The sequence below is a fragment of the Segatella baroniae B14 genome (assembly GCF_022024235.1).
Taxonomy (GTDB): Bacteria; Bacteroidota; Bacteroidia; order Bacteroidales; family Bacteroidaceae; genus Prevotella; species Prevotella bryantii.
The window spans coordinates 2501-27190 of the sequence record NZ_CP091800.1 but is presented as its reverse complement, the minus strand read 5'-3'; the positions used below and the strand labels follow the sequence as shown (position 1 = coordinate 27190).

The following is a 24690-nucleotide window of genomic DNA, read 5'->3' as shown; positions in this document are numbered from 1 at the left end:
GTTTTTCAGTACGAATGTATGAAGAATTACAATCTTTCATAATTAGGAGTTTTAAATGATTTTGTAAAATGACATGAACTTGATGTATGAGAAATTATCATAAAGAATAGAAGGACTACATGAAAAAAGTATAATAAAAATGAGTGTGGATTATGCCCCCAAAAAAGGCGACATCCTCTTCAAGACTGGCGTGGGCAACTTCTCTTACGACAAGGATGTCCGCCCGCATGCCGTGACGGAGGTGGAAAACACTGACGGGAAGATACCGGGCGATGCGCTGACGACTTCCTTCAATGACTTTGGAAAAATTGAATTGATAGAAGATGCAGGCAAGAATCTCAGGATGGATTTCGCATACGGTCCGGATCAACAAAGATGGTATTCGGAACTGTCGCACAATGGTACGGATGTCAGGACTATGGTTTATGTCGGTCCGTATGAGAAAGTGACAGATAATGGTGTCACGCGCGAGTTCTATTACCTTGACGGCAACACCATCGTCATCAGAGAGAACGGCATGGTGAAAACTTATCTTGCCTTCACGGACAATTTAGGGAGCATCCTCTGCGTTATGGATGAGAACGGCACGAAGGTCTTCGATGCCTCCTACGATGTGTGGGGCAGACAGACTGTTACGCTCAATACCATAGGCTTGCACCGTGGCTACACGGGACACGAGATGCTCATGGAGTTTGACATCATCAACATGAACGGGCGGCTGTATGACCCTGTCCTCGGCCGCTTCTTCAGCCCTGACAACTATGTTCAGATGCCGGACAACAGCCAGAACTTCAACCGCTACAGCTATTGTTTGAATAATCCGCTGAAATACACGGATCCGAGTGGGGATTTTTGGAACCTTATCATAGGTGCTGCTATTGGAGGAGTCTTCAATTGGGCGTCACATGGATTCCAGCTTAATGCGAAGGGACTCGGCTACTTCGCCACTGGTGCAGTTGCCGGAGCTGTCGGTGCAGGATTAGCATCAGGAGTGAACGTTGCCATGGCAGGAGGTAATTTCTGGACTGGAGCAGCAGGATTAGCCAAAGGAATAGCTTCTACAGGATTCCTTGCTGGTGCTGCTTCGGGTGCAAGCGCTGGGTTTGCTGGTGGCTTTATTTACGGTGCAGGTAATTCATGGGTTGATGGACACAGTTTTGGGAAAGGTCTTCTCGCTGGCTTAGGTTCTGGAAGCTTAGGAGCTTTGGAAGGTGGTATTGCTGGAGGCCTAATTGGTGGACTTGATGCTTTAGATAAAGGCACAAACTTCTGGACTGGCAAGGCGAGTTTTAATACAACAGGTGCTATGGCCTGTACAGAAGGTGCTCCGTCTGATTTCAAAATTGGCGATATAATTGATGTCAAATATAAGGGAATGTTTGAGGGACAATATGTTTATGAAAGTAAGCAACTTGGAACATATGCAAGTGGTAATTATGCAGGTTTTACACTTCCCGATCAAGGTATTGTGGTAGGCGATGGAGTTTTTTCCAGTGGGAAAAAAGGAGGATTGGCTATGTTGCAGCATGAATTTGGTCATGTCCTTCAATACAGGAAAGTTGGTGCCATTGATTATTATGATGTCATTGCTAAAGAAAGCTTATTAAATTGCGGATATGACAAATTGTTTGGTACAAATACACATAGTACATATTGGACGGAGACTTGGGCTAACTATTTATCTAAGAATTACTTTGGCGCTGAATGGCTTGGAGTTGAAACACTTTCACGAAAGAATTGGCAGTTCTATTATCCCTCAAAGGATCCTAGCAGATTGCTTAAATTTATAAAATTTGGTTGGAAAGGTCTCCGTATTTGACGATGTAATAGGATTTAGCCCAAATTGGTCAGAAATAATTAATAGAAACTATTCTTTTAATCTCAAATAGACCGATTTGGGCTTATTAAGCCAGAAAATTATGAATAAAATAATAAAGAAAATTAATAAACAACAATCTTTCGTATTTCTTGTTTTTTGTACATGTATGCTCACTTCCTGCGTTATGGACAGAATAACTTCATTTGGTATAAGGAATAGTTCAAATGATACTCTTTATATCGAACTTTCAGAGTCAGATTCTCTTGGTGATTTAATATATTGGTGCGAGGATTCGAATGATTTGATGCCTCCAACTTGGCCTACAGACACAACCGAGATATATATCAATAACAAAAAAGTAGTCATAGATAATCGTTTCTATGCATTGCCAGACTCAACCGTGCTCGTAAGTCCATACTCATTTGACACTAAAGATACCTGTTACATATATGCTATAAAAAAGCAGATAATTGAACGTTATACATTAGATAAAATCCGTGAGAGAAAACTCTATGACCGACAGGTTGTAACCAAGAAAGATTTCCATGATCGCCTCTTCGAGTACAGGCCTGTAGGTATGTCATCAAATTCACATTAGGCAGCCTTTTGGAATGTACAAGTATCAATGTGGCAAAGATGCCTCAGATTTTGGCGTACTTAGGTAATCGTAATACGAAGAATGATAGATATATGGCTATTGTCATTAGAGATAGCGGCACGGTGAAATATTATCTTGCCTTCACGGACAATTTAGGGAGCATCCTTTCCGTTACGGATGAAAATGGTACAAAGGTTTTCGATGCCTCCTACGATGCGTGGGGCAGGCAGACGGTGACGCTCAACACCATAGGTCTGCACCGTGGCTACACGGGGCATGAGATGTTGAATGAGTTCGACATCATCAATATGAACGGTCGGTTATACGACCCTGTGTTGGGCAGATTCTTCAGCCCTGACAACTATGTGCAGATGCCGGACAACAGCCAGAACTTCAACCGCTACAGCTATTGTTTGAATAATCCGCTGAAATACACGGATCCGAGTGGGGATTTTTGGAACCTTATCATAGGTGCTGCTATTGGAGGAGTCTTCAATTGGGCGTCACATGGATTCCAGCTTAATGCGAAGGGACTCGGCTACTTCGCCACTGGTGCAGTTGCCGGAGCTGTCGGTGCAGGATTAGCATCAGGAGTGAACGTTGCCATGGCAGGAGGTAATTTCTGGACTGGAGCAGCAGGATTAGCCAAAGGAATAGCTTCTACAGGATTCCTTGCTGGTGCTGCTTCGGGTGCAAGCGCTGGGTTTGCTGGTGGCTTTATTTACGGTGCAGGTAATTCATGGGTTGATGGACACAGTTTTGGGAAAGGTCTTCTTGCTGGTTTAGAATCTGGAGGCATCGGAGCTTTAGAAAGCGGTCTTACTGGAGGAATCTTCGGTGGCATTGATGCAATGGATAACCATGCAAACTTCTGGACAGGAAGGGGGTACTTTGATACGACAGGAGCCATGGCCTATCAAGGATGTAAGCCAAAAGAATTTAAAATCGGAGATAAGATTAAAGCAAAATACGTCGGAAGATTCGAAGGTCAAAGAGTTTTTGAAAGTAAGTATCTAGGTTCACTATCAAGTGGTGAATATGCAGCTTTCACACTACCTGACATAGGCATATTCGCTGGTGAGGGCGTATTCTCTAGTAGCCAAATAAATGGACTCGTAATGATGCAACACGAGTTCGGCCATGTCCTCCAGTATCGAAAAGTAGGAATAGATTTTTATTATGAAGTCATTGCTAAAGAAAGTGCGATGAATTGTAATAACTTTTTTAATATATTGCACATGAAAAAAATATCGATAGTGGTAAAAATAGTTTTGATGTTATTGATTTTAGATATATTTAGTTCTTGTATTATGGACAGAAAAACCACCCTCTATATAAAGAACTGTACAAAAGACACCTTATTAATAGAGTTATCGGAGGCAGACACTCTTGTTAACTGGCAATTTTGGGGTAAGCAAGCTGCGGATGTCGTTTCGCCGAATGATACAGACGAGGTAGATATTGCATTTAATAAAGCTATCATCGGTAGTTTTGCGTTACCAGATTCAACTATCTATATTGACCCATATATATATAGTCACTATGACACTTGTTACCTTTATACCATTAAGTGGAATATAGCAAAAAAATATTCAATGGATGAAATCCGTGCAAAAAAGCTCTATGACAGACGGACTGTAACCAAGAAGAACTTCCATAACCGTTTATTCGAATACAAAAAATGAATACTTTAAAGTTATCTATAATTACTTGTTTTTCAATACTATATTCTCTCACATCTTTTGCAGAGGTAAAATCGAATGTCAGCATTGAAATAGGAAGCTTCGACTCTATACCATCAGAGATAGATGGTGGATGTTGTGTCTTTTATAAGTATCCAAACAAAATGCGAAATAAAAGCTACATAATGGTGAAAGACCTTGCAACCACGGCCTACATGGTGATTAATCGTCGTCTAGAAGAGTTTACTCTTGTATCCAATCGGAAAGACGTATTTTGTTACAAGAATAAAAGGTTTACTTTAAAAGTGACAATCAACCATACACAAAGCAAAGGTGATAGTGAATTCTATAATGTGAAAGGCATTCTTATTGTGGAAGATCGTAACAAGAATCAACGGAAACTAGCTTTTTGCGGGAATTGTAGCTGGTAGTTTATACTTTGTAGCATTTGATGTAATTGATGTCTTACCCATAAGTAGTAATGAATAGCAGGTGTGTGGGGATTAGCATTCGCAAGTCCCTACACATTTAAATTTATGTTTCAACTAACATTGTTTGCTACGTGTGCAATTTATGCTCCAATAATAACAATCTCTGACAGCATTTTATACCATACTAATATTAACAAAGCTATTCTTTCCAACAAATGGTATAGCATAATATATTGTATATTCCTTTTCCTATGTTGTGCTTTTCTTGATATTTTCTGCAAGAAGGCAGTAATCCATATAAGTTATTATAGGTTATGGAATAGTATTCTTATTGTTTTCATTATTCAAAATGTGGTTATAATCATAAAAAGAAATATTAGTAATCTAAGCCAAAATAATTCGTAAAGATACAAACTCTTGCTGGTATGTGTATCCATTGACAGCAGCGCAGAACCTGTACCACCTTTGTGGTCTCGAATATGAAAGTTACCTATTGAGTACTAAAAAAGTTAAAAAAATAAACAATGTATCTAGTTTATATATAATTTTGTAAGAAAATTAATCACTTATTTTTATATACTGATTAAATCGTATAACTTAATTCTATTATGGCCAAATGAATTATCATGAAAACAAAAAGATGGAAATATAAATTCTGGTAATCGTGGTGATTTTAAGGAGAGGTATAACGGCAAAGAACTTGACCGTTCGAAAGGTCTTGATACTTATGACTATTTAGCTCGCATGTATGACCCTTCATTGGGCAGATTCATGTCTGTAGATCCGCTCTGTTGGAAATATTATAGTATAAGTCCGTATGTGTATTGTCATCAACCCATGGTAGAACAATAGGTGAGGCCATAGCAATAATGCGAACTGCGAAAGAATGCCGCACAGTTAGTCCAACTTCAACCAAACCATATTAACAAACGAAATTGGTTATGTATAGAATCTTATTTATATTATTTTTTATCATATTATGTGGATGCCAAAATGATAAGGATGGATTGTCAAATCCCGTAGTGATCAATAGTATTGACAGCATATGTGTTTTATGTGAACCTATAAGGAGTGGTCCTTTTGAACATGTTTGGCTTGATGAACGCTATCTGACAGACGAAAGGAATCCGAGGTTTGAACAATGGATTTATGGCGATAGTATTGCTAAATACTGTAATGTTGAGGAACTGACAGAATTGGCAACAAAACATAAATCTATGGCAGTGCGTTTTGTTGCATTTAAAATGTTATTGAAGAAAGATTCCCATAGAGCAATAAAAATTGTGATTGATGATATTGATAGCAACGATAGTATCATCGCAACTCATCTGGATGAAGGCTTTCCTCGACTATTATCTGGGTTAAGAGTAGGCTACGTACAAGGAGATAGAAAGATATATAATATTTCCGTTGCAGACTCTTTGGCAGTCGTTGAAGCCGTACTTAAGTCGAAAAACAAATCGAAATTTTATTTCTATTCTTCGATGGAACTAAGAGATAAAATTAGAAGTAGCCAGTAGACCCCACCTTTGTGGTCTCGAATGTAAAAGTTACATCAGATTTGTCTACGTTCTCTATTGAAGAAGTTATCGATAATGGGAAATGGCTGTCATATAAAAATGGAAAACTAATAGAGAAACATTCTTCTAATTGGCAACCTGGCTCAATAGATCCTGATGCGAATGATAAATTTAAAAACTTCTTAAAGAAATTACGAGAAATGCTATTTAATACACCTAAAATTTACAAAAGATGAAAAAAGTTTTATTTATATTTATTGGAATAGTAATAGGGGCAATTTGCACAACTTTTGTTTTCATGTTTAATTATAAGAAGGATATTTCTTGTACAAATAGAACTTCTTTAATAGAAGATAGTTTAAAGCAACAAATTGTAAAATATGGTAATCATGATGCCTATTATGAATTATATGCATTGTGTTTGCCTGATGATGAATTATGTATGCCAACCCAAAAGCAATATGATATTTTATTCTATGATTTGCTTATGGCAGAGAAATATGATGATATGTATGCATGTTATGAGGTTTATGATTTATTATTCGGATATAAAGAAAACAACATGTTCGCTAATAGTAAAAATACTGAGATAAAAGAAATGGCACTTTATTATCTTAGAAAAGGATCAGATTTAGGCCATTATAATTGTGCAGATATAATATATAATCTTCTCAAAGATAATAAACTTCCTCGCCAAGATTGGAAACCAATGCAATATTATAAGGAAAGAGCTGATTCTTTGCGTTCTGTAATGCTGTCTCAATAGACTTCTAATTAGTTAACATTCAGTTAATTATGTCGGTTTGTAAATTTCTCGATAAAATTTCGTTCTGTTGGATATAGTGCTTATCAAATCTAACTATATATGTTTTCTAGTATAATGCATTAAGTCCTTGAAACATAATATGAGTACATTAAATAAAAAACTAACTTCGTTCTTCAAAAATGGACATTGGGGAATTGTAAATGCAGAAGGACGGATTATAATCCCTGCTTGCTATGATGCAATTCTCGGTTTCGATTATAATGAGAGCGCACACCTTTTTTTATTTTCAGTAAAGAAAGGTAAATTATGGGGTGTCATAGATCAAAATTCTGCAGTAATTATTCCTTTTTCTTATCAAAAGATAGGGGTTTTCAGTAAAAATATGTGTTCTGTTTGTAGAGATAAGAAATGGAATATCATTAACAAAAAAGGTGAATTACTACTGGAAAGATGGTATAAAGAGATTATATGGTTGAATCATAATTGTTATGTTTTGTACAATGGGACACAATACCGACTCCTTTGATGGTATAAATACTTGTAAAGTTTATTATAGTAAAGGCTTGTTTGGTTGGTTAGTTGTTGATCGTATAACGCGTTGACGTGTCATTGTCAAGGATCATTTGGGTAATCATCGAATCGTCCAGAACGAAAAAGGCAAGGAATATGATTCGATGTCTGGTCTTGAAATGTATGATTATGGAGCACGACTATATAACGGACAGTGTATAAGTAAAAAATATTATGATTGCCTCCTAACCTTGTTTGATTAGGAGGCGTTAAAATCATATCTAAGTTTTAGAAGTTATACCCCAAAGAAATCATTAAGTTCTTATTTTTGACAGAAATATTGTCGTAATCCTTTAATAGGTTTACGAAACCCCATTCATATGCCATGCCTACGTAGTAATGCTGGCTGAAAGTTACACCTGCACCAATTTTAAGACCTGCATCAAAACGATTGGTATCGTCATCAAAGTAATCTCCGCTTGCAGTTTGATTGCCACTAGACAAAGTTCCTGAACCGCCTAGGCCGTAAGCTAAGTATGGACCTGCTTCGAGTGAAATATTGACTTCATCAGAGGCTTTGATACGATAAGAGGCCAGAACAGGAACTTCAAGATAAAGTGGTTTACCTTCTGCTGAACTTTGGTTTGTTGCATCTGTGCTGAAGCCTTTTTGTGAGAAGAATAAGCCTGGCTGGATGTAGAAATTCTCTGCTACAGGGATATCTGCTATAGCACCTATGTGGAATCCTACTCGACTACCTAGATTTATACTTGCGTTAGTTTGAGAACCACTTGTAGTAATGTTGGCAATGTTCAAACCTGCGCGGATACCAAATGTTACATTGTTTTGTGCTGAAGCATTTAATGTCAGAACAGCTGTGAGAGCTGCTAAAAAGATTTTTTTCATTTTAGTGTGTATTTAATAAGTTTTATTACGATACTAAATGGTTATATTCGTATGCAAATGTATAAAAAAAATCCCGAATTATACTCAATCTATCTTACAATTCTTACATCTTCCTAAAAATCTTTCAAAAGAAGCCTTTGAATGTAATTTGAGAAGCTATTTACAGAAAAATCGAATATCTGTCGTTGGTGTATAATGTAAGTTATTATTATTATGTTGATGGAAATGTTTTTTTACAAGCACTGTTCTTTTTTGTTTTTCACCAGGTAGAATTTTTATTCTTGCTTAAGAATTATTTTGTTTGATGTATCATTTCGTAAACTTCTTGATATATATGACAAAATGTACTTTTATTTTTTTTGTTTGATGTAATCTTTGATAAACTCTTTGATACAAAATCTAAAGTTATTTTGTTTAAAATGCTCTAATTTTGCAGAAAACAATATTAAAATAATCGAAAATAACGAAAAACAATTTTTATCGATATGAAACCTATATTATCTCTTCTCGTTATGGCTTCTTTGAGTGTAAGTAGTTTTGCTCAGGATGCTGTTTTCCAGAATTTTAAGTATACTGGTAACGAAAGTCGTTTTGCTAAAAATATCGACACCAGTAAAGAATATTATAATCCGGTATTGGCTGGTTTTTATCCAGATCCATCTTTATGCCGTAAGGGTGATACCTATTATTTGGTAAACTCTTCTTTTAGTTTTTATCCTGGTGTACCATTGAGTACGAGTAAGGATTTGATTCATTGGAAACCGGCTGGATATGTTCTCAATCGTGAATCTCAGTTGCCTTTGACTCGCCAAAATATTTCAGGCGGTATTTTTGCTCCAGCGATTTCTTATAATGAGAAGAATAAAACTTTTTATATGATTACCACAAATGTGGGCGCAGGTAACTTCTTCGTAAAGAGTAAGGATCCTGAGAAGGGATGGAGTGACCCGATTTATCTTCCTAAGGTAAATGGTATTGACCCAAGTTTCTTCTTTGATAAGGATGGTAAAGGCTATATTGTTCATAATGGTCCTGTAACAGGTAAACAGGAATATGAGGGTCAGCGTGCTATTCGTCTTTTCGAGTTTGATGTGAAGGGTGATAGCATTAAGGGCGATTTTACAGAGATTGTTCGTGGTGGTACCCATGTTCAGAAAAATCCGATTTGGATAGAGGGTCCACATCTTTTCCGTGTTGGCAAATATTATTATCTGATGTGTGCTGAAGGTGGTACCTGTGATTGGCATTCTGAAGTAATCTTCCGTGCCAAGAGTCCAAAGGGTCCTTGGGAGGAATGTCCTGATAACCCTATATTGACTCAGCGTACTGGTCTTGATCCTAATCGTCCTGATATCGTAACCAGTGCCGGTCATGCAGATATTGTGCAGAGTAAGGAAGGTGATTGGTGGGCTGTATTCCTCGGCTGTCGCCCATATCAGGATGACTTCTATAATACAGGTCGTGATACTTATCTTTTGCCTGTAACCTGGAAAAATGGTTGGCCTATTATTCAGCCTAAGAATACTGCAATTCCTGCTGTTAGCAAGATGACGAAGTGGCAGGAAAAACTGAGTGCAGGACTGAAGAATCAGGGTGAATTCTCTGGTAATTTCAGCTATGAAGATAAGTTTGATGGTGAAAGCTTAAATCAGCGTTGGATGTTCCTTCGTAATCCTTCTGCTTTCTGGAAGACCTCTTCCGAGGGATTGGTGATTTCTCCAAAACATGCTAAGATTAATGAAAAGGAGAGTCCTTCTGTTATCTTTACTCGTCAGCAGCATACTAACTTTACTGCTGAGACTACTGTTCGTTTCGCTCCTACAAGTGAAAAAACACAGGCTGGTTTGGTTTTGATGCAGAAAGAGGATCATAACTTCGTGTTTGTCAAAACTCTTCGTGCTGGTAAACCGGTACTTGTTCTTGAAAGAGCTGAACGTGGTAATGCGGTTATAGCTTCTACGGAATTGACAGGTGTACATGCTGCTGGTAACGAACCTCTTCGTCTCAAGGTGGTAGGTAACGGTCGTTACTATGATTTCTATTATGCAGAGGGTGATGCTGATTACCAGCTCTTAGCTAAGGGTGTCGATGCTGTTAATTTGAGTACACACCAGAGTGGTGGTTTCATTGGTGCGGTAATCGGACTTTATGCTGTGAAATAATAGCCTAGTAAATAAGATATTAAATGTGAAATAAATATTCCTATATCAATCTCTTCCCCCTCGTGAGAGGGGGAAGACCTAATAACCTTAATTCTTTATTGTCTTTCTCTCTTACAAAAAGACAATAATCCTATTTAATTTATAACGGATAAGTGTGCTTTCTTCGGAGAGTACACTTTTTTTAGAGAATGATGAGTAATCATAACCAATAATAAAACCAAAAGCAATGAAAATCTTTCAAAAATTACTGCTTGCCTCTTCGTTTTTTGCGAGTCTCCAGATGCAGGCTCGTGAAATCCAAGTGAAGAGTCCTAATGGACAAATCGCCGTTACATTGAGCGATGACGCTGGTCTATTAAACTATCAAGTCAATCTTGATCAGTATACTTTTATCCTTCCTTCGCGTCTAGGTCTGAAGATGGATTTGGGTGATTATACTGATCAGCTTGCTTTGACTGAAGAATATCAAGTGAAGAAGGTGACGGATCATTATGAACTTCAAACGATAAAATGCAGCCGTGTAGACTATGAAGCCAATGAACTTACAGCAACTTGTACTCAACATGGTAATAAGGTTTTTGATATTGTGTTTCGTGTGAGCAATCGTGACGTTGCTTATTGTTATCGTGTATATCCTCAGGGGGAAAAAAACTCGGGAGTGATAACAAGCGAGGCGAGCAGTTTTAAATTTCCGTCAAATACCACGACTTTCCTTTGTCCACAGGCTGAGCCGATGCATGGTTTTGCCGGTACATCGCCAAGTTACGAAACTTCGTATACTATGGATGATCAGTTGGGTAAAAATGGATGGGGGCAAGGATATACTTTCCCATGTCTTTTCCGCGAGGGTAATGCCGGTTGGGTACTGGTTTCTGAGACGGGTGTAGATGCAAATTATGTAGGAAGTCGACTCATGGGCCATAAAGATGGTACTTATAGTATAGGTTTTCCACAGGCAGCTGAGATGAATGGACAGGGAAGTACCTCTGTAGCTATTGCCCTTCCTGGTAGTACTCCGTGGCGCACGCTTACTCTTGGCAAAACGCTTGCACCTATCGTCGAAACTACTGTTCCTTATGATTTGGTGCAACCGAAATATGAAGCATCTCAACCTTATATTTATGGGGCAGGTACTTGGAGCTGGATTATCCAGATGGATGGTTATACTCGCTATGATGAACAGAAGCGATATATAGATTTTGCAGCGGCTATGGGATATAAATCGGTTCTTATCGATGCTCTTTGGGATACACAGATAGGAAGAGATAAAATTGCAGAACTTGCCCGATATGGTGCTGCCAAAGGTGTGGGTATTTATCTTTGGTATAACTCTAATGGAGCGTGGAACTATGCTCCTCAAGGGCCTCGTGGTATCATGAATAATACGATAGCCCGTAAGAAGGAGATGAAATGGATGCATCAGATTGGTATACGTGGTATTAAGGTAGACTTCTTTGGTGGTGACAAACAGCCGATGATGAAACTTTATGAAGATATTTTGAGCGATGCCAATGATTATGGTCTGATGGTTATTTTCCATGGATGTACTCTGCCGCGTGGCTGGGAGCGTATGTATCCTAATTATGTAGCCAGTGAGGCTGTTTTGGCTAGTGAGAATCTTCACTTTGGGCAGGGCGCCTGCGATGCAGAAGCCTTTAATGCTTGCATCCATCCGTTTATCCGTAACACTGTAGGTAGTATGGATTTTGGCGGAAGTACTCTCAATAAGCATTATAGTCGTGATAACCAGAAGGGTACTACCCGTAGAACTTCAGATGTTTATGCTTTGGCTACAGCCGTACTTTTCCAAAGTAGTGTTCAGCATTTTGCCATGGCGCCTAACAATCTTGAGGATGCTCCTGCATGGGCTATTGATTTTATGAAGAAAGTACCGACTACTTGGGATGAGGTGAGGTTTATTGATGGTTATCCTGGTAAGTATGTTATTTTAGCTCGTCGTCATGGTAATACTTGGTATATTGCTGGTGTAAATGCGAATAAGACTCCTGTTAGATTAACTCTTCATTTACCGATGCTTCAAGCAGGACAGGCAACTCTGTATGCTGATAAATGGACCAAGAAGGTGACTGATATTCTGTCAGAAAATTTGGGAAATGTTTCTCAGGTTAAGGTTGGTAAAAAGGGAACATTGACTATCGAAATGAAACAAAACTGTGGTTTTGTTCTCGTGCAATAATATATTATTCTTGAGAAGTATTAGTTTGGTAACTTCTCACTTTATTCCATAAAAAAAGACGACAGACGATATTCTCGTCCGTCGTCTTTTTTATGGAATGAGGTAATTTGTTTTTACCAACTTCCGCCGGCTCCACCACCGCCGAAACTTCCGCCTCCAAATCCACCAAATCCTCCGAATCCGCTGCTACCACCACTACTGCCGTGGTAGAAACCTCCACCAAATCCTCCGAATGTAGCAGAGCCTCCTTTGCCACCACTATGTTTGTCACCAAAGAAGCAATAGAGGATAAAAAGGAAGATGAGAACAAAAATAAATACGATACCGATGAAAGTATCATCGTCGGCATCTTCTGCATAATTATTTACGTCGATTTCACCTTTAGCAATAGGCATCAATATATGCAACGCCGCCCAGACACCTTCACTATAATTATTTTCTTTGAAATGAGGTATCATTTCGTGGTTAACTACCTTATAGCAGACGGCATCAGGCAAAGCTCCTTCCATACCATATCCTGTGGCGATGAAAGCCTCACCTTTAGTTTCGTTTTTCGCTTTAATCAGAATGACGATACCATTATTATATTTTTTGCCACCTACGCCCCATTTCTGTCCAAGTTGTTGGGCGAAATCTGCCTTGTCTAGCCCTTCTAGATCATTTATGGTAACGACAACAATCTGATTGCTAGTCTTTCTGGCAAATTCTTCCAGGCTATCTTCCATAATATTGGCATCAGGGAGGATTCCTGCAAAATCGTTTACCAGTTTGGGTGGGTTCGGTTTATCTGGAATCTGAGCAAAGGTTCCTATGGTAGCCAATAGTACCATGAGGGTAAGTAATGCAGATTTAATCTTCATAGGTAATTTCATTGCTCAATTCGTTGATATCATCTTTAACGGCAGGGAAATAATGGGTTAGTTTATTACCAATTTGTAGGATGGTTTCACATAATCCATTGCAAGTTTCGCCTGCTTTCAATTTTTCGCCTAACAACGTTAGGGTGTCTTTCCAGAAGTCATCTGGTACAAGTTCGTTAATGCCTTGATCGCCTAATATTGCGAATTTGTGAGATTTATAGGCGATAAAAATCAGTACAGCATTGCGACGCTCAGTCTCATAGAGTTTTAACTGATTAAATTTTTTCTGGGCTGTCGTCATAACGTTACCCCAACAGCGTGGAGTAACATGTACACAAATCTCGCCAGAAGTTTGGCGCTCTGCTTCTGCAATTGCACTAACGATACGTTGCTGTTCGTCGGTAGTAAGAAAATCGATGAGAGCCATGACTTAGTCGAAACTAACTTTTGGAGCTTTATCAGCACCAGCCTGTGCTTGGAAATATGGTTTAGCTTGAAAACCAAACATGCCGGCAAAGATATTCTTAGGGAAAGTTTTCACAGAGGTATTATACGAACGAGCTATTTCGTTGAAGTTCTTACGCTCCACAGTGATACGGTTTTCGGTACCTTCTAATTGAGCTTGAAGTTCTTTAAAATTCTCGTTAGCTTTCAGGTCAGGATATCTTTCCTGAACAACGAGCAGTCGGCTTAAAGCAGAACCGAGTTCTCCCTGTGCATCTTGAAATTTTTTCATAGAAGCCTCGTCAAGTGTGTTTGCGTCTACTTTTACACTTGTGGCATTTGCGCGGGCCTGAATAACGCCTTCCAGAGTTTCCTTTTCATGCTTGGCATACCCTTTTACTGTTTCTACAAGATTTGGAATCAAGTCAGCGCGTCGTTGGTATACGTTTTCTACTTGAGCCCATGCTTCTTCTACTTTCTGTTGTTCACCTACTAAACTGTTATAGGTACTAACAGCCCAGATAGCGAATACGGCTACAACAGCTAAAATGATAATAAGAGTTTTTTTCATATATACTTTCTTCTTTTGGTTATTCGAAATAATTATTTTAGTAATTCGAATTCAAAAATACAGAAAAAAGAAGTAAGTGCCAAATATATTTTACTTTTTTAAGGAGTGTAGCGAACAGGTGAGTGTAGAAGAATTTTCCACATCATCGTCTGGCATTAATACCCAATTATATTTCTTTTCCCATCGCCAGATAGTGACACGAGAGAGGTTTGAGCCATACAAGGAATATATAAGCTATCTGACACTTACGCACTTGATGCCGATTAGAAGTTGTGTTCTTTGATTTGGAATGAAGTAAATCGTAGATGGGCTTGTGTAGTACGGATACCAAACCATCCCGATGTGAGGGCATCTTTACCTTGATAGTCGGCTATCTTCTCGCCATCAAAATAGATTGCGGTACTATCTTGTTTTACCACGATTCGGATGGTATACCAATGATTAGCCTTGAGTAGGTGATCTTGATCAGTATATTCTTTGATGATTGCTGGACGAAGTTCGGCATTCTTTTCCGCATTATCGTTGCCATCGTATAATCGGAAGCGGGTTGTTGTATTCGAATTACCACCAAATCCTAGATAGTATTGTTTTAAAGAATAACTTCGAAGAAAATTACCCTGTCGCCAGTCCATTCTGTCGAATATTGTTGAGGCTTGAGGATCTGTAGCCATCCAGAAACAGTTTAGGTCACTAAGCCGATCTCCCACTTTGCCTTCATCCACGATGCTGGCTTGGTAGGTAATGGTTACAGGTGCCTTTAGCTTTTGGGTGTACCATAGGGTAAGACCTTTGGGAGCTTTGATATCTATAGTGTCTCCCAGGTGGATTTCATGGTAAGGTGATTCAGATTCCACTATCCATATAGGCTTCTCTGCAGCTGTATCAGGAGAAGCCCATTTTAGTACTTCTTGAGTGTAGATAGCTGCTAAACTCCACGAAGCTGCTTCGTTGGTACTAATAGTCGGTTGTTTTTGTCCTGCCTTATGGTTGCGATGTCTGCCCAATAGATCATTCCAAGTTTTGGTGGCTAGTTGTGTATCGTGGCTTTGTTGGGCGGCATAGGCTTCTAGGCGGATAATACGCTGATGATTACCACTGATTTCCTGACTATTCCGCTCAAAGTCGCGTGCATGCTCATACCAAGCGCGATAAAAGGTGGGTTCCTTAATCATATCACTCAGTTCATTTATTGTTTCAAAGCCTCCCATAATGGATAGCAGATGGTTGGTATTCTGCCGTTTTGGGTCGCCCTCGTAAGTGATTTTACCTGTTGCGGGATCGTACCCCAGAGCCTTATTGCCCGTAAACAGACCGTGCGGTAATTGGCCAATGCTCTTCATGCCTGCAATGATCTTATCACGATAAACCGTGTTGCCCGTACGTTCCCATTCTGTCATCCAGTTGGCTACATACGATACCCAGTCGGGACCAATACGCAGACGTGCTGGTGCAGTGCTCGGATATTTAGATCGCGGTTCTGCTAAGCGCATCGGATCGAGTTCGTAAAGCTTTTGATCGGCATCCTTTACGGCATGCATGAGGTCGCCTGTACGTTCATCGGCTGTGAGATAATAGAGAAAACGGTTCCACGATACCTGACTGATACGGGCTTCTTTGGCACCACATCCCCAATGACTTACGTTGTGTCGACTGCCTAATCCGGCCCATGGGCCTAAATGGTATACATCCACTTCTGCATTATGTCGTGTCATGGCTACGGCCATATCCCAGATATCTTTACGTCCGCTTCGCAGAAAACTGTACCATAACCACAGCGGTGTCCCCAGTTCAGTGTTATCCCACGCGTATCCACCTACATCATAGCGCCACATGCCCCGTTCTTCATCAAATGCGTGCATGAAGTCCCCATAATTCCAAAAGCCATACCATTTATATTGTTTTACTTGCTGCTGGTAATACTGTATGTAGTGTTCTAGTTTCTTTTCCACTAGTCGGGCGTTTGCAGTACTGCTGTCTGGTAGCGACCATATACCAAAAGCTCGTTTTTCATGCAGGTATTCTGGGGTGGGAAGTAGTTGAGCGTCCTCTGTCAGTATTTGTGAACGGGTACTGATATCCGTTTGCCCTTGATAGCCCTCTGATGGTTGTAGGTATACCACAGATGTTCGGGCGATGCCCACAGGGGTACTTAGTCCGGGTTGTACGTCTTCGTAGCTAGCATTTAGATCGTGAGCTACATCGTCATAATGGCGCAAATCCATGGGCTCAGCATAGGGACTCCAAAGCCATACGGTTGCCTGTGCCTGATAAGAACGCATATTCTGAAGAGTGAAGGCCGAAGGATACGATTGCCAGAAATCCTTGAGAAATAATCCAAGTCCGCCGCTTACATCTCCCACAAAGGCATAGCCGTCGCCATGTCCTGTCGTAAATGTACCTAACCATGGTCGGGAAGAATTCGCTTTTTTTTGAATGCTGCAGGCATTATCGGTAATTTGTGACAGGCGATATTCATCCCATTTGGCCCAGTTATCGATGAGATTCTGATTGATTTTGTCAAAGGCCTTATACTCCGGAATGCGTTTGCCTGCTACTTGGTCAACTTGCAGATTATGCAGGTGGCCTGCCCGCTGTCTTACTCCTTGTTGTAGTGTGAGTACACGTCTGCCATCCAGTGGCTGAACTGATTCGCTCCAAACTTTGCCCTGATTATAAGTAAAGGCTACATGTCGATTATAAAGTTGTTCTCGAAGCGGAACTTGTGCCCGAATACCTATTGCCTTCAGTCCTTGTTCACTAGGTTCGGCGTCGATGGTGAGTGTATTTACGAGTTTGATGATATCACTGCCCTGATAAAAATAAAGGCGCACATCAAAAGGAAACTTTTTTTGGTGTAAATGGCCTTGTACACGTACAATAGTGCGTATCGGACCTTGATGCTCCAGTAAAACTTGGTCTACGATAGCTGGAGATTTACTGTCTGTTACAAATTCCACGGCATCTGTTACTTTTTGGTGCCCTACATAAATGCTATCTATCACATGCTTGCCTTGAAGGGAGAAGTAAGCTGTCATCTTACCAGTTGTTACTGTAAATGAGGCGGGGGAAATCGATAGTTTCGATTTTTTAGTGGAATTTTTGGATGATTTTTTTAATGAACGAATAATTTGTAGATCTTTGTTGTTCGATGGTGCAAGAGCTGATACTGCTGCCCATTTAACGGAACCGTCAGGCCAGTATGCTTGAGTCCAGGATTCTGAAGGATACGTTTTTCCCTGCGCATCAGCTAATACAAGTGAAGTAGATGATTTTAGCTCTCCTGGCGCAAAAGGGATACCTAATGTCACAGGGGTGTCGTGTTGAGGAACTATTCCCACCCAGTGCAATGGAATGGCAATAAAGCAGGTTGATAAATATTTTTTAAGTAGTTTCATGTGTTTTTGTGTTTATGGTTGGTTATTCATATTTGTAGGAGTCTGCTTGTGAGCTATGTAAGTTCACAATAGGAATGTTGCAGAATCAATTATAAATTGCAAATATAGCTTATTTTCTGAATATAGCGCTTTATGACAATTAAAAAGTTGTTTTTTTTCTTATGCTATAGTGTTATTTTTATTTTTTTTTGTAATATTTTGCTATCAGTTTGTAAGATGGAAACTATCTATCTATAAAGATGATTCTTCTTTTTGTGAATACTCTTTTTTGGCGCTTTCCTTGTTTTTTTGTACTTTTGTAGTTGCTATTTTTAACAAGTAAGATAACTCTATGATTGTTTTAGTATTATTAACTATTATTCTAGGTACATTCATTCCTTTACAGACAGCAACTAATGCGCGTCTTCAGCGTTCTGTAAGTTCGGCTCTTGTGGCTTCATTTATTTCGTTTGTCATTTCTACTATCCTTTTGGCTTTTATTGCCTTAGGGACGGGAGAACTAGGTAATTTTTCTTCGATAAATATTTCGGATATTCCTTGGTGGTCTTGGACAGGTGGACTCTTCGGTGCGATGTATGTTGCCTATATTACTTTTCTCTTCCGTACCATCGGAAGTGTACAGACTATCGTATTACCCATTTTCGGTCAGCTCGTTTTTAGTCTTTTTATTGATAAATTCGGTTGGTTTGATATGCCACAATGCAGTATTAGTGTGGTACATATATTGAGTGTTATCTTCGTTTTTGTTGGTGTTTTACTTATTGTAAATCAACCGGTTAGTAGCCGTTTTAAACAAAGTGAAAAGGTTCAGGTTGATACGAAAACAGTATCACAGAATGTTTCGAAAAAAAATAAATGGCTTCCTCAAATCTCTGCAGTATTGATAGGTGTCATTTTGACGTTGAACAGTGTAGCTAATGGTCGTTTAGGAGTCGGCTTGTCTAGTGCGCTAAATGCTTCCTTAATTTCGTTTATCGCCGGAACGCTTTTCTTAGGAATACTTTGTTTGATTACTCATACGCTTGGACAAACTGTTTTAGGGTTTCAACGACAAGATCCGTGGTGGATTCGTCTTGGTGGTATCTTTGGAGCCATTTTCGTTTTTGGCTGTACTTATCTTATACCCCAGGTAGGTGTAAGTGCACTCAGCGTACTAACCCTCTTAGGGCAGATGGCATTGAGTCTGGTTATCGACAAATATGGATTGTTTCAGGCCGATAAAAAGACAGTATCAGTGCAGGCTATTCTCGGTATTCTTATTATGCTGGGAGGAGTAGTTGTTTTCAACTTTCTTTAATTTTATTCTAAACACCCCAAAAGACATGAACGGTATATTTTCAGCTGAAAGCTTATTAAACCAGATTATAATCAGTTGTAACGATTTCCTTTGGACTTATATTTTAACAGGAGGTCTTGTGATTTGTGCCTTGTGGTTTACGTTCAAGACTAAAGGTTTCCAGTTTACGATGTTCCCAGAGATGGTTAGATTGTTGGGTGAGGGAACCCAAAAAGATGGAGGCGAACATATATCTTCATTCCAGGCATTTGCAGTTAGTATTGCTTCGCGTGTGGGTACAGGTAATCTTGCAGGAGTAGCGTCTGCTATCGCCGTTGGTGGTCCTGGTAGTGTCTTTTGGATGTGGATTATCGCTCTTCTCGGTTCGGCTACAGCTTTTGTAGAATCGACTTTGGCACAATTATATAAGCGTCGTGGACGCCATTCGTATATTGGTGGACCTGCTTATTATATGTTTTATGGTATGCATTCTAAATGGATGGCTGGCATTTTTGCCTTGCTCATCACAGTAACCTTCTGTATGGTGTATATTAGTGTGCAGGCTAATACTATTGTAGGGGCAATGGATAAAGCTTTCGGTGTAGATCCTGTCGTTATGGGTATCATCCTGGTGGTATTGTCTACAGTATGTATATTCGGAGGAATCCAACGTATAGCGAAGGTGAGTAGTGTGCTTGTACCGGTTATGGCTGTGCTTTATGTGTTGCTTGTAGTCTTTATTATCCTGACAAATTTCAGCCTTATTCCGCATGTTTTCGAGGTCATTGTCAGTAATGCTTTTGGATTTGAACAGTTTGCCGGTGGAACTTTTGGAGTGATGCTGATGAATGGAATAAAGCGTGGACTTTTTTCTAATGAAGCGGGAGAGGGTAGTGCTCCAAACATAGCTGCTTCTGCAGATGTATCGCATCCTGTTAAGCAAGGTTTGGTACAGGCTTTAGGCGTCTTTACTGATACTCTATTGGTCTGTAGTTGTACAGCTTTCATTATTATTATCAGTGGAATCTATGATCAAGGCGATTTAAGTGGCATCCAACTCACACAAGGTGCACTGCAGTATGAAATAGGCTCTGTTGGACCTACTTTTGTAGCTGTTGCCATTTTCCTTTTCGCCTTTAGTAGTATTATAGGTAATTATACGTATGGCGAGATGAACGTTCGGTTCCTTACGCGAAACAAAAAATGGTTATTGGCCACCCGTATTATGAATGCTGTAGTGATGGTGTTTTTTGGAGCGATAGCAAGTCTTGATCTTGTCTGGAATTTAGGTGATCTGTTCATGGGCTTCGTTACGATATGCAATTTAGTAGCTATCGTCAGTTTAGGCAAGCATGTCTTTTTTCTACTTGATGATTATCGCAAGCAAAAAAAGGCTGGCATCAAGAGTCCTGAGTTTCATCGTTCTCAAATGCCAGAAATTGAGAAAGATCTCCGTTGTTGGGATTAGTTCTCTTATAAGTAGGGTGGAGATTTTTATAGAAGCTTTGTTTAAAGCTTATTTCGATAATAAGCCATATTCTCTTCAGGTATAAGGCATTGAAAGCATCAAGCTTTTTTATGTATTGTGGAATATGGTCTCAAAACTGGTGTTTTAAGTAGACTCAGTTATTTCCTGTTTTTCAAATCTTATGAGGGCTTCTGAATAAGGATGTACAGATGCTACAGATACATAGAATCCTGTTGCAGTGATACGTATTGAACTACTTCTGACTTTTTCCTGCTTGTAATGGTTTGACTGTCAAATAAAATGCCAAAAAACAGTGCTCTCAAAAATCGTCATCTAGCTCAAAATATTCAACTTTTGATCAGCCTGTTTGGTCTTTTTTCTTCCCCTCGATTTTCTCTCCCGCCAAAACCCCAGGTCCTGGGGGGCGAAACCTAAGACTTTGTTCGCTAAACTCTATGACCTTATCGTATCAACCCTAAGCTTTCGACCCCTAGGAGCTAGGGTTTTGGCGCCCTTTTTTTAACCGGTGATACGTAAAATCTGTAACGTGCTGATATTCAGGTAGATATGAAAATTCTTCAAAATTCACGTATTTGAGGCATTCTTACATTGCAATTTCAAATACGCAAACCTCATGAGGGTTCTTGTCCGTAAAATTCAAATCGGTTCTTTTGTTGTACATGTCGTAAACGAAAATAACTGACCTCGCCAAGGAACTTTGTTGCCTTAGACTCGTCAGCTATCTGAAGCCCTCTGTTTTTTAAAAGAGCAATCTAGTCAGCGATGGATAACGCTTGCTTGGTATATAATCTCAATGTGGTCATAAAAGCAAAAGACCCGCTCTGGTTCGCTGGTCTTAAGGGAAGCGTGGCGGATTCTGTTGCTGCAAATATAGATAGATTATTGGGATTAAGCAAACCTTTTGCCAAGAAAATGATTGTTACCACCGCCTTTTTCGTCTTTTCTTATTTTTCTTTAATCCTTTATCCTTATATATTATAATGTGTACGTCCACGGGAGTAAGTCTTTATTGTCAAAGAACGCGCAAAATTGTAGTTTTTTGCAATTTTTTCTTGAAAACATTTGGAGGTTATGGATATTTTGTATACCTTTGCACTCGCTTTCAAACAAACGGAAGCAGCCAAATAACGTTGGTTACGAGGCTTAAAAGAAAGAGTTCTTTGAAAAGATTACATAGACAGAGAAGTAGTACAAGAAGCGTTCACATATTATAAATATGTGTGAATGGGTAACAAAAACGAACCGTCAAGTTTGGTTTTTGTCCAGGCTTTAAACCGACTTCAATAAAAGGATAAGCGTCCTTGAAACAGAGACAAATCATCTATTTGTATAGATATTCAAAGATATTTTACAATGGAGAGTTTGATCCTGGCTCAGGATGAACGCTAGCTACAGGCTTAACACATGCAAGTCGAGGGGTAACATGAAGAAAGCTTGCTTTCTTTGATGACGACCGGCGCACGGGTGAGTATCGCGTATCCAACCTGCCCATAAGTAGGGAATAGCCTTGCGAAAGTAAGATTAATGCCCTATGGTTTCCATTGAAGACATCTGAGATGGAATAAAGATTTATCGCTTATGGATGGGGATGCGTCTGATTAGGTAGTAGGCGGGGTAACGGCCCACCTAGCCGACGATCAGTAGGGGTTCTGAGAGGAAGGTCCCCCACATTGGAACTGAGACACGGTCCAAACTCCTACGGGAGGCAGCAGTGAGGAATATTGGTCAATGGACGGAAGTCTGAACCAGCCAAGTAGCGTGCAGGATGACGGCCCTATGGGTTGTAAACTGCTTTTTTAGGGGAATAAAGTTAGCCACGTGTGGTTATTTGCATGTACCCTACGAATAAGGACCGGCTAATTCCGTGCCAGCAGCCGCGGTAATACGGAAGGTCCGGGCGTTATCCGGATTTATTGGGTTTAAAGGGAGCGCAGGCCGTTTGGTAAGCGTGTTGTGAAATGTCCGGGCTCAACCTGGGCACTGCAGCGCGAACTGCCAGACTTGAGTGCACAGGAAGCGGGCGGAATTCGTGGTGTAGCGGTGAAATGCTTAGATATCACGAAGAACTCCAATTGCGAAGGCAGCTCGCTGTAGTGTTACTGACGCTAAAGCTCGAAAGTGCGGGTATCGAACAGGATTAGATACCCTGGTAGTCCGCACGGTAAACGATGGATGCCCGCTGTTTGCCCTTCGGGGTGAGTGGCTAAGCGAAAGCGTTAAGCATCCCACCTGGGGAGTACGCCGGCAACGGTGAAACTCAAAGGAATTGACGGGGGCCCGCACAAGCGGAGGAACATGTGGTTTAATTCGATGATACGCGAGGAACCTTACCCGGGCTTGAATTGCAGATGACGGATCTAGAGATAGTGACTTCCTTCGGGACATCTGTGAAGGTGCTGCATGGTTGTCGTCAGCTCGTGCCGTGAGGTGTCGGCTTAAGTGCCATAACGAGCGCAACCCTTCTCTTCAGTTGCCATCAGGTAGAGCTGGGCACTCTGGAGACACTGCCACCGTAAGGTGTGAGGAAGGTGGGGATGACGTCAAATCAGCACGGCCCTTACGTCCGGGGCTACACACGTGTTACAATGGCCGGTACAGAAAGTCGGATGCCCGTAAGGTCATTCTAATCAAGAAAGCCGGTCCCAGTTCGGACTGAGGTCTGCAACCCGACCTCACGAAGCTGGATTCGCTAGTAATCGCGCATCAGCCATGGCGCGGTGAATACGTTCCCGGGCCTTGTACACACCGCCCGTCAAGCCATGAAAGCCGGGGGTGCCTGAAGTCCGTGACCGCAAGGGTCGGCCTAGGGCAAAACTGGTAATTGGGGCTAAGTCGTAACAAGGTAGCCGTACCGGAAGGTGCGGCTGGAACACCTCCTTTCTGGAAGAGATGCTTATTTAGAAGTAAGTAAAAGTCAAGAGACATGACAAACGTAAAGGTTGGTTGATGTCATCCAAAGTTTCCTTGTACTACAGAACCTGTTTAACATATAAGAGAAAAAGGAAGCCGGGCTCGAAGATGCAAGCCCAGAAATCTTGGACAGTCAGCCAACCCGGAACTATAGTCCTATAGCTCAGTTGGTTAGAGCGCCACACTGATAATGTGGAGGTCGGCAGTTCAAGTCTGCCTGGGACTACAAAAACTTCCAGTCTTCTCAAACAAAAAAAGTTTGGGGGATTAGCTCAGCTGGCTAGAGCACCTGCTTTGCAAGCAGGGGGTCAACGGTTCGAATCCGTTATTCTCCACTTCAGGTAATCCACTTTTTAACAGAGTGAGATAAGCCAATAAGATCTTTGACATATTGACACAAGCAAAACTGTAGCGAGAACTAGCAATAGTTCAAGAAACAATACAGCTGAAAGTATGAGCTACCGTTCATCTTACTTGGAGAAGCAATTTCAAAAAGCAAGACTGAACCGGTAAAGAAAAAAGTAAGAAAGGGCGTATGGCGGATGCCTAGGCTCACAGAGGCGATGAAGGACGTGATAAGCTGCGATAAGCTTCGGGTAGGTGCAAATAACCTTTGATCCGAGGATTTCCGAATGGGACAACCCATACATTTGAAGAATGTATATCTCTACCTAAGGTAGAGAGGCAAACCGAGGGAACTGAAACATCTTAGTACCTCGAGGAAGAGAAAATAAATAATGATTCCCCCAGTAGTGGCGAGCGACCGGGGAATAGCCCAAACCGTCGTTGTTTCGGCATCGGCGGGGTAGTAGGACCGCGATATTGTATGTGTTTTGTGAGTAGAATGTTCTGGAAAGAACAACCATAGGAGGTGAAAGTCCTGTATACGAAGCGAAACATGGCATAGCGGTATCCTGAGTAGCGCGGAGCACGAGGAATTCTGCGTGAATCAGCCGGGACCATCCGGTAAGGCTAAATACTCCTGTGAGACCGATAGTGAACGAGTACTGTGAAGGAAAGGTGAAAAGCACTCCGATGAGGAGAGTGAAATAGTTCCTGAAACCATACGCCTACAAGCGGTCGGAGCTCAGCAATGAGTGACGGCGTGCCTTTTGCATAATGAACCTACGAGTTACCGTCTCTGGCAAGGTTTA

General features: G+C 40.5%; 18 protein-coding genes, 2 tRNA genes and 2 rRNA genes (1 of these 22 running past the window's edge). 17 read left to right on the top strand and 5 right to left on the bottom strand.

Features of this window, described 5'->3' with window-relative positions; genetic code table 11:
- The first annotated feature begins 139 nt into the window (after window positions 1-139).
- The 8 genes from L6469_RS10490 to L6469_RS10455 all read left to right on the top strand — a co-directional run bounded on the left by L6469_RS10490 (window position 140) and on the right by L6469_RS10455 (window position 7342).
- Window positions 140-1819 carry an RHS repeat domain-containing protein gene (locus L6469_RS10490; protein WP_006282220.1) on the top strand — a complete coding sequence of 560 codons (1680 nt, stop codon included), beginning with the start codon at window positions 140-142 and terminating at the stop codon, window positions 1817-1819.
- 184 nt (window positions 1820-2003) lie between these two features.
- Entirely contained in the window at window positions 2004-2417 is a 414-nt protein-coding gene (locus tag L6469_RS10485) for a hypothetical protein (RefSeq protein ID WP_143031392.1), read from the top strand.
- Between the two features lie 38 nt (window positions 2418-2455).
- Window positions 2456-4102, top strand: coding sequence for an RHS repeat domain-containing protein (locus L6469_RS10480; RefSeq protein ID WP_006282218.1), 1647 nt, complete (start codon window positions 2456-2458; stop codon window positions 4100-4102).
- Between the two features lie 182 nt (window positions 4103-4284).
- Complete coding sequence (locus L6469_RS10475; protein ID WP_143067215.1) at window positions 4285-4530, top strand: hypothetical protein; 246 nt, start codon at window positions 4285-4287, stop codon at window positions 4528-4530.
- Between the two features lie 648 nt (window positions 4531-5178).
- A complete protein-coding gene (locus tag L6469_RS10470; RefSeq protein ID WP_081456325.1) occupies window positions 5179-5382 on the top strand; it encodes an RHS repeat-associated core domain-containing protein in 204 nt (67 codons plus the stop codon).
- An 89-nt stretch (window positions 5383-5471) separates the two neighbouring features.
- Window positions 5472-6050 carry a hypothetical protein gene (locus tag L6469_RS10465; protein ID WP_006282217.1) on the top strand — a complete coding sequence of 193 codons (579 nt, stop codon included), beginning with the start codon at window positions 5472-5474 and terminating at the stop codon, window positions 6048-6050.
- A 232-nt stretch (window positions 6051-6282) separates the two neighbouring features.
- Window positions 6283-6816, top strand: a complete 534-nt coding sequence (locus L6469_RS10460) for a hypothetical protein (RefSeq protein WP_006282215.1) — start codon at window positions 6283-6285, stop codon at window positions 6814-6816.
- A 139-nt stretch (window positions 6817-6955) separates the two neighbouring features.
- The gene (locus tag L6469_RS10455; RefSeq protein WP_006282214.1) at window positions 6956-7342 is read left to right on the top strand and encodes a WG repeat-containing protein; all 387 of its coding nucleotides are present in this window, start codon (window positions 6956-6958) and stop codon (window positions 7340-7342) included.
- 272 nt (window positions 7343-7614) lie between these two features.
- Here the strand turns inward: L6469_RS10455 and L6469_RS10450 are convergent, their stop codons facing one another.
- A complete protein-coding gene (locus tag L6469_RS10450) occupies window positions 7615-8232 on the bottom strand; it encodes a porin family protein (RefSeq protein WP_006282213.1) in 618 nt (205 codons plus the stop codon).
- A gap of 485 nt (window positions 8233-8717) precedes the next feature.
- Here L6469_RS10450 and L6469_RS10445 point away from each other — a divergent pair, with 485 nt between their 5' ends.
- Window positions 8718-10394, top strand: coding sequence for a glycoside hydrolase family 43 protein (locus L6469_RS10445; protein WP_006282212.1), 1677 nt, complete (start codon window positions 8718-8720; stop codon window positions 10392-10394).
- 226 nt (window positions 10395-10620) lie between these two features.
- Window positions 10621-12591, top strand: a complete 1971-nt coding sequence (locus tag L6469_RS10440) for a glycoside hydrolase family 97 protein (protein ID WP_006282211.1) — start codon at window positions 10621-10623, stop codon at window positions 12589-12591.
- Window positions 12592-12704: 113 nt separating this feature from the next.
- On the opposite strand, the gene L6469_RS10435 is transcribed toward L6469_RS10440, so the two are convergent.
- From L6469_RS10435 to L6469_RS10420, 4 genes are all read right to left on the bottom strand, one after another.
- The gene (locus L6469_RS10435; RefSeq protein WP_006282210.1) at window positions 12705-13451 is read right to left on the bottom strand and encodes a TPM domain-containing protein; all 747 of its coding nucleotides are present in this window, start codon (window positions 13449-13451) and stop codon (window positions 12705-12707) included.
- Window positions 13441-13878, bottom strand: a complete 438-nt coding sequence (locus tag L6469_RS10430) for a TPM domain-containing protein (RefSeq protein ID WP_006282209.1) — start codon at window positions 13876-13878, stop codon at window positions 13441-13443. The genes L6469_RS10435 and L6469_RS10430 overlap by 11 nt, the downstream gene beginning before the upstream one ends.
- Before the next feature lie 3 nt (window positions 13879-13881).
- Window positions 13882-14466, bottom strand: a complete 585-nt coding sequence (locus L6469_RS10425) for a LemA family protein (protein ID WP_006282208.1) — start codon at window positions 14464-14466, stop codon at window positions 13882-13884.
- 263 nt (window positions 14467-14729) lie between these two features.
- The gene (locus L6469_RS10420; protein ID WP_006282207.1) at window positions 14730-17861 is read right to left on the bottom strand and encodes a DUF6250 domain-containing protein; all 3132 of its coding nucleotides are present in this window, start codon (window positions 17859-17861) and stop codon (window positions 14730-14732) included.
- A gap of 331 nt (window positions 17862-18192) precedes the next feature.
- Between L6469_RS10420 and L6469_RS10415 the strand changes: the two genes are divergently transcribed.
- From L6469_RS10415 to L6469_RS10385, 7 genes are all read left to right on the top strand, one after another.
- On the top strand, window positions 18193-19158 hold the full coding sequence (locus L6469_RS10415) for a DMT family transporter (protein WP_006282206.1): 966 nt from the start codon (window positions 18193-18195) through the stop codon (window positions 19156-19158).
- Window positions 19159-19183: 25 nt separating this feature from the next.
- Entirely contained in the window at window positions 19184-20605 is a 1422-nt protein-coding gene (locus tag L6469_RS10410) for an alanine/glycine:cation symporter family protein (RefSeq protein WP_006282205.1), read from the top strand.
- A gap of 783 nt (window positions 20606-21388) precedes the next feature.
- A complete protein-coding gene (locus L6469_RS10405; protein ID WP_006281716.1) occupies window positions 21389-21607 on the top strand; it encodes a hypothetical protein in 219 nt (72 codons plus the stop codon).
- Window positions 21608-21976: 369 nt separating this feature from the next.
- Window positions 21977-23506, top strand: a 16S ribosomal RNA gene (locus L6469_RS10400).
- Window positions 23507-23688: 182 nt separating this feature from the next.
- Window positions 23689-23762 (top strand) — tRNA-Ile (locus L6469_RS10395).
- A 35-nt stretch (window positions 23763-23797) separates the two neighbouring features.
- Window positions 23798-23871, top strand: a tRNA-Ala gene (locus L6469_RS10390).
- A gap of 180 nt (window positions 23872-24051) precedes the next feature.
- Window positions 24052-24690: ribosomal RNA gene (locus tag L6469_RS10385) — 23S ribosomal RNA — on the top strand; it runs 2255 nt beyond the window's last position.
- The 16S and 23S rRNA genes sit together here with 2 tRNA genes alongside, the layout of an rRNA operon.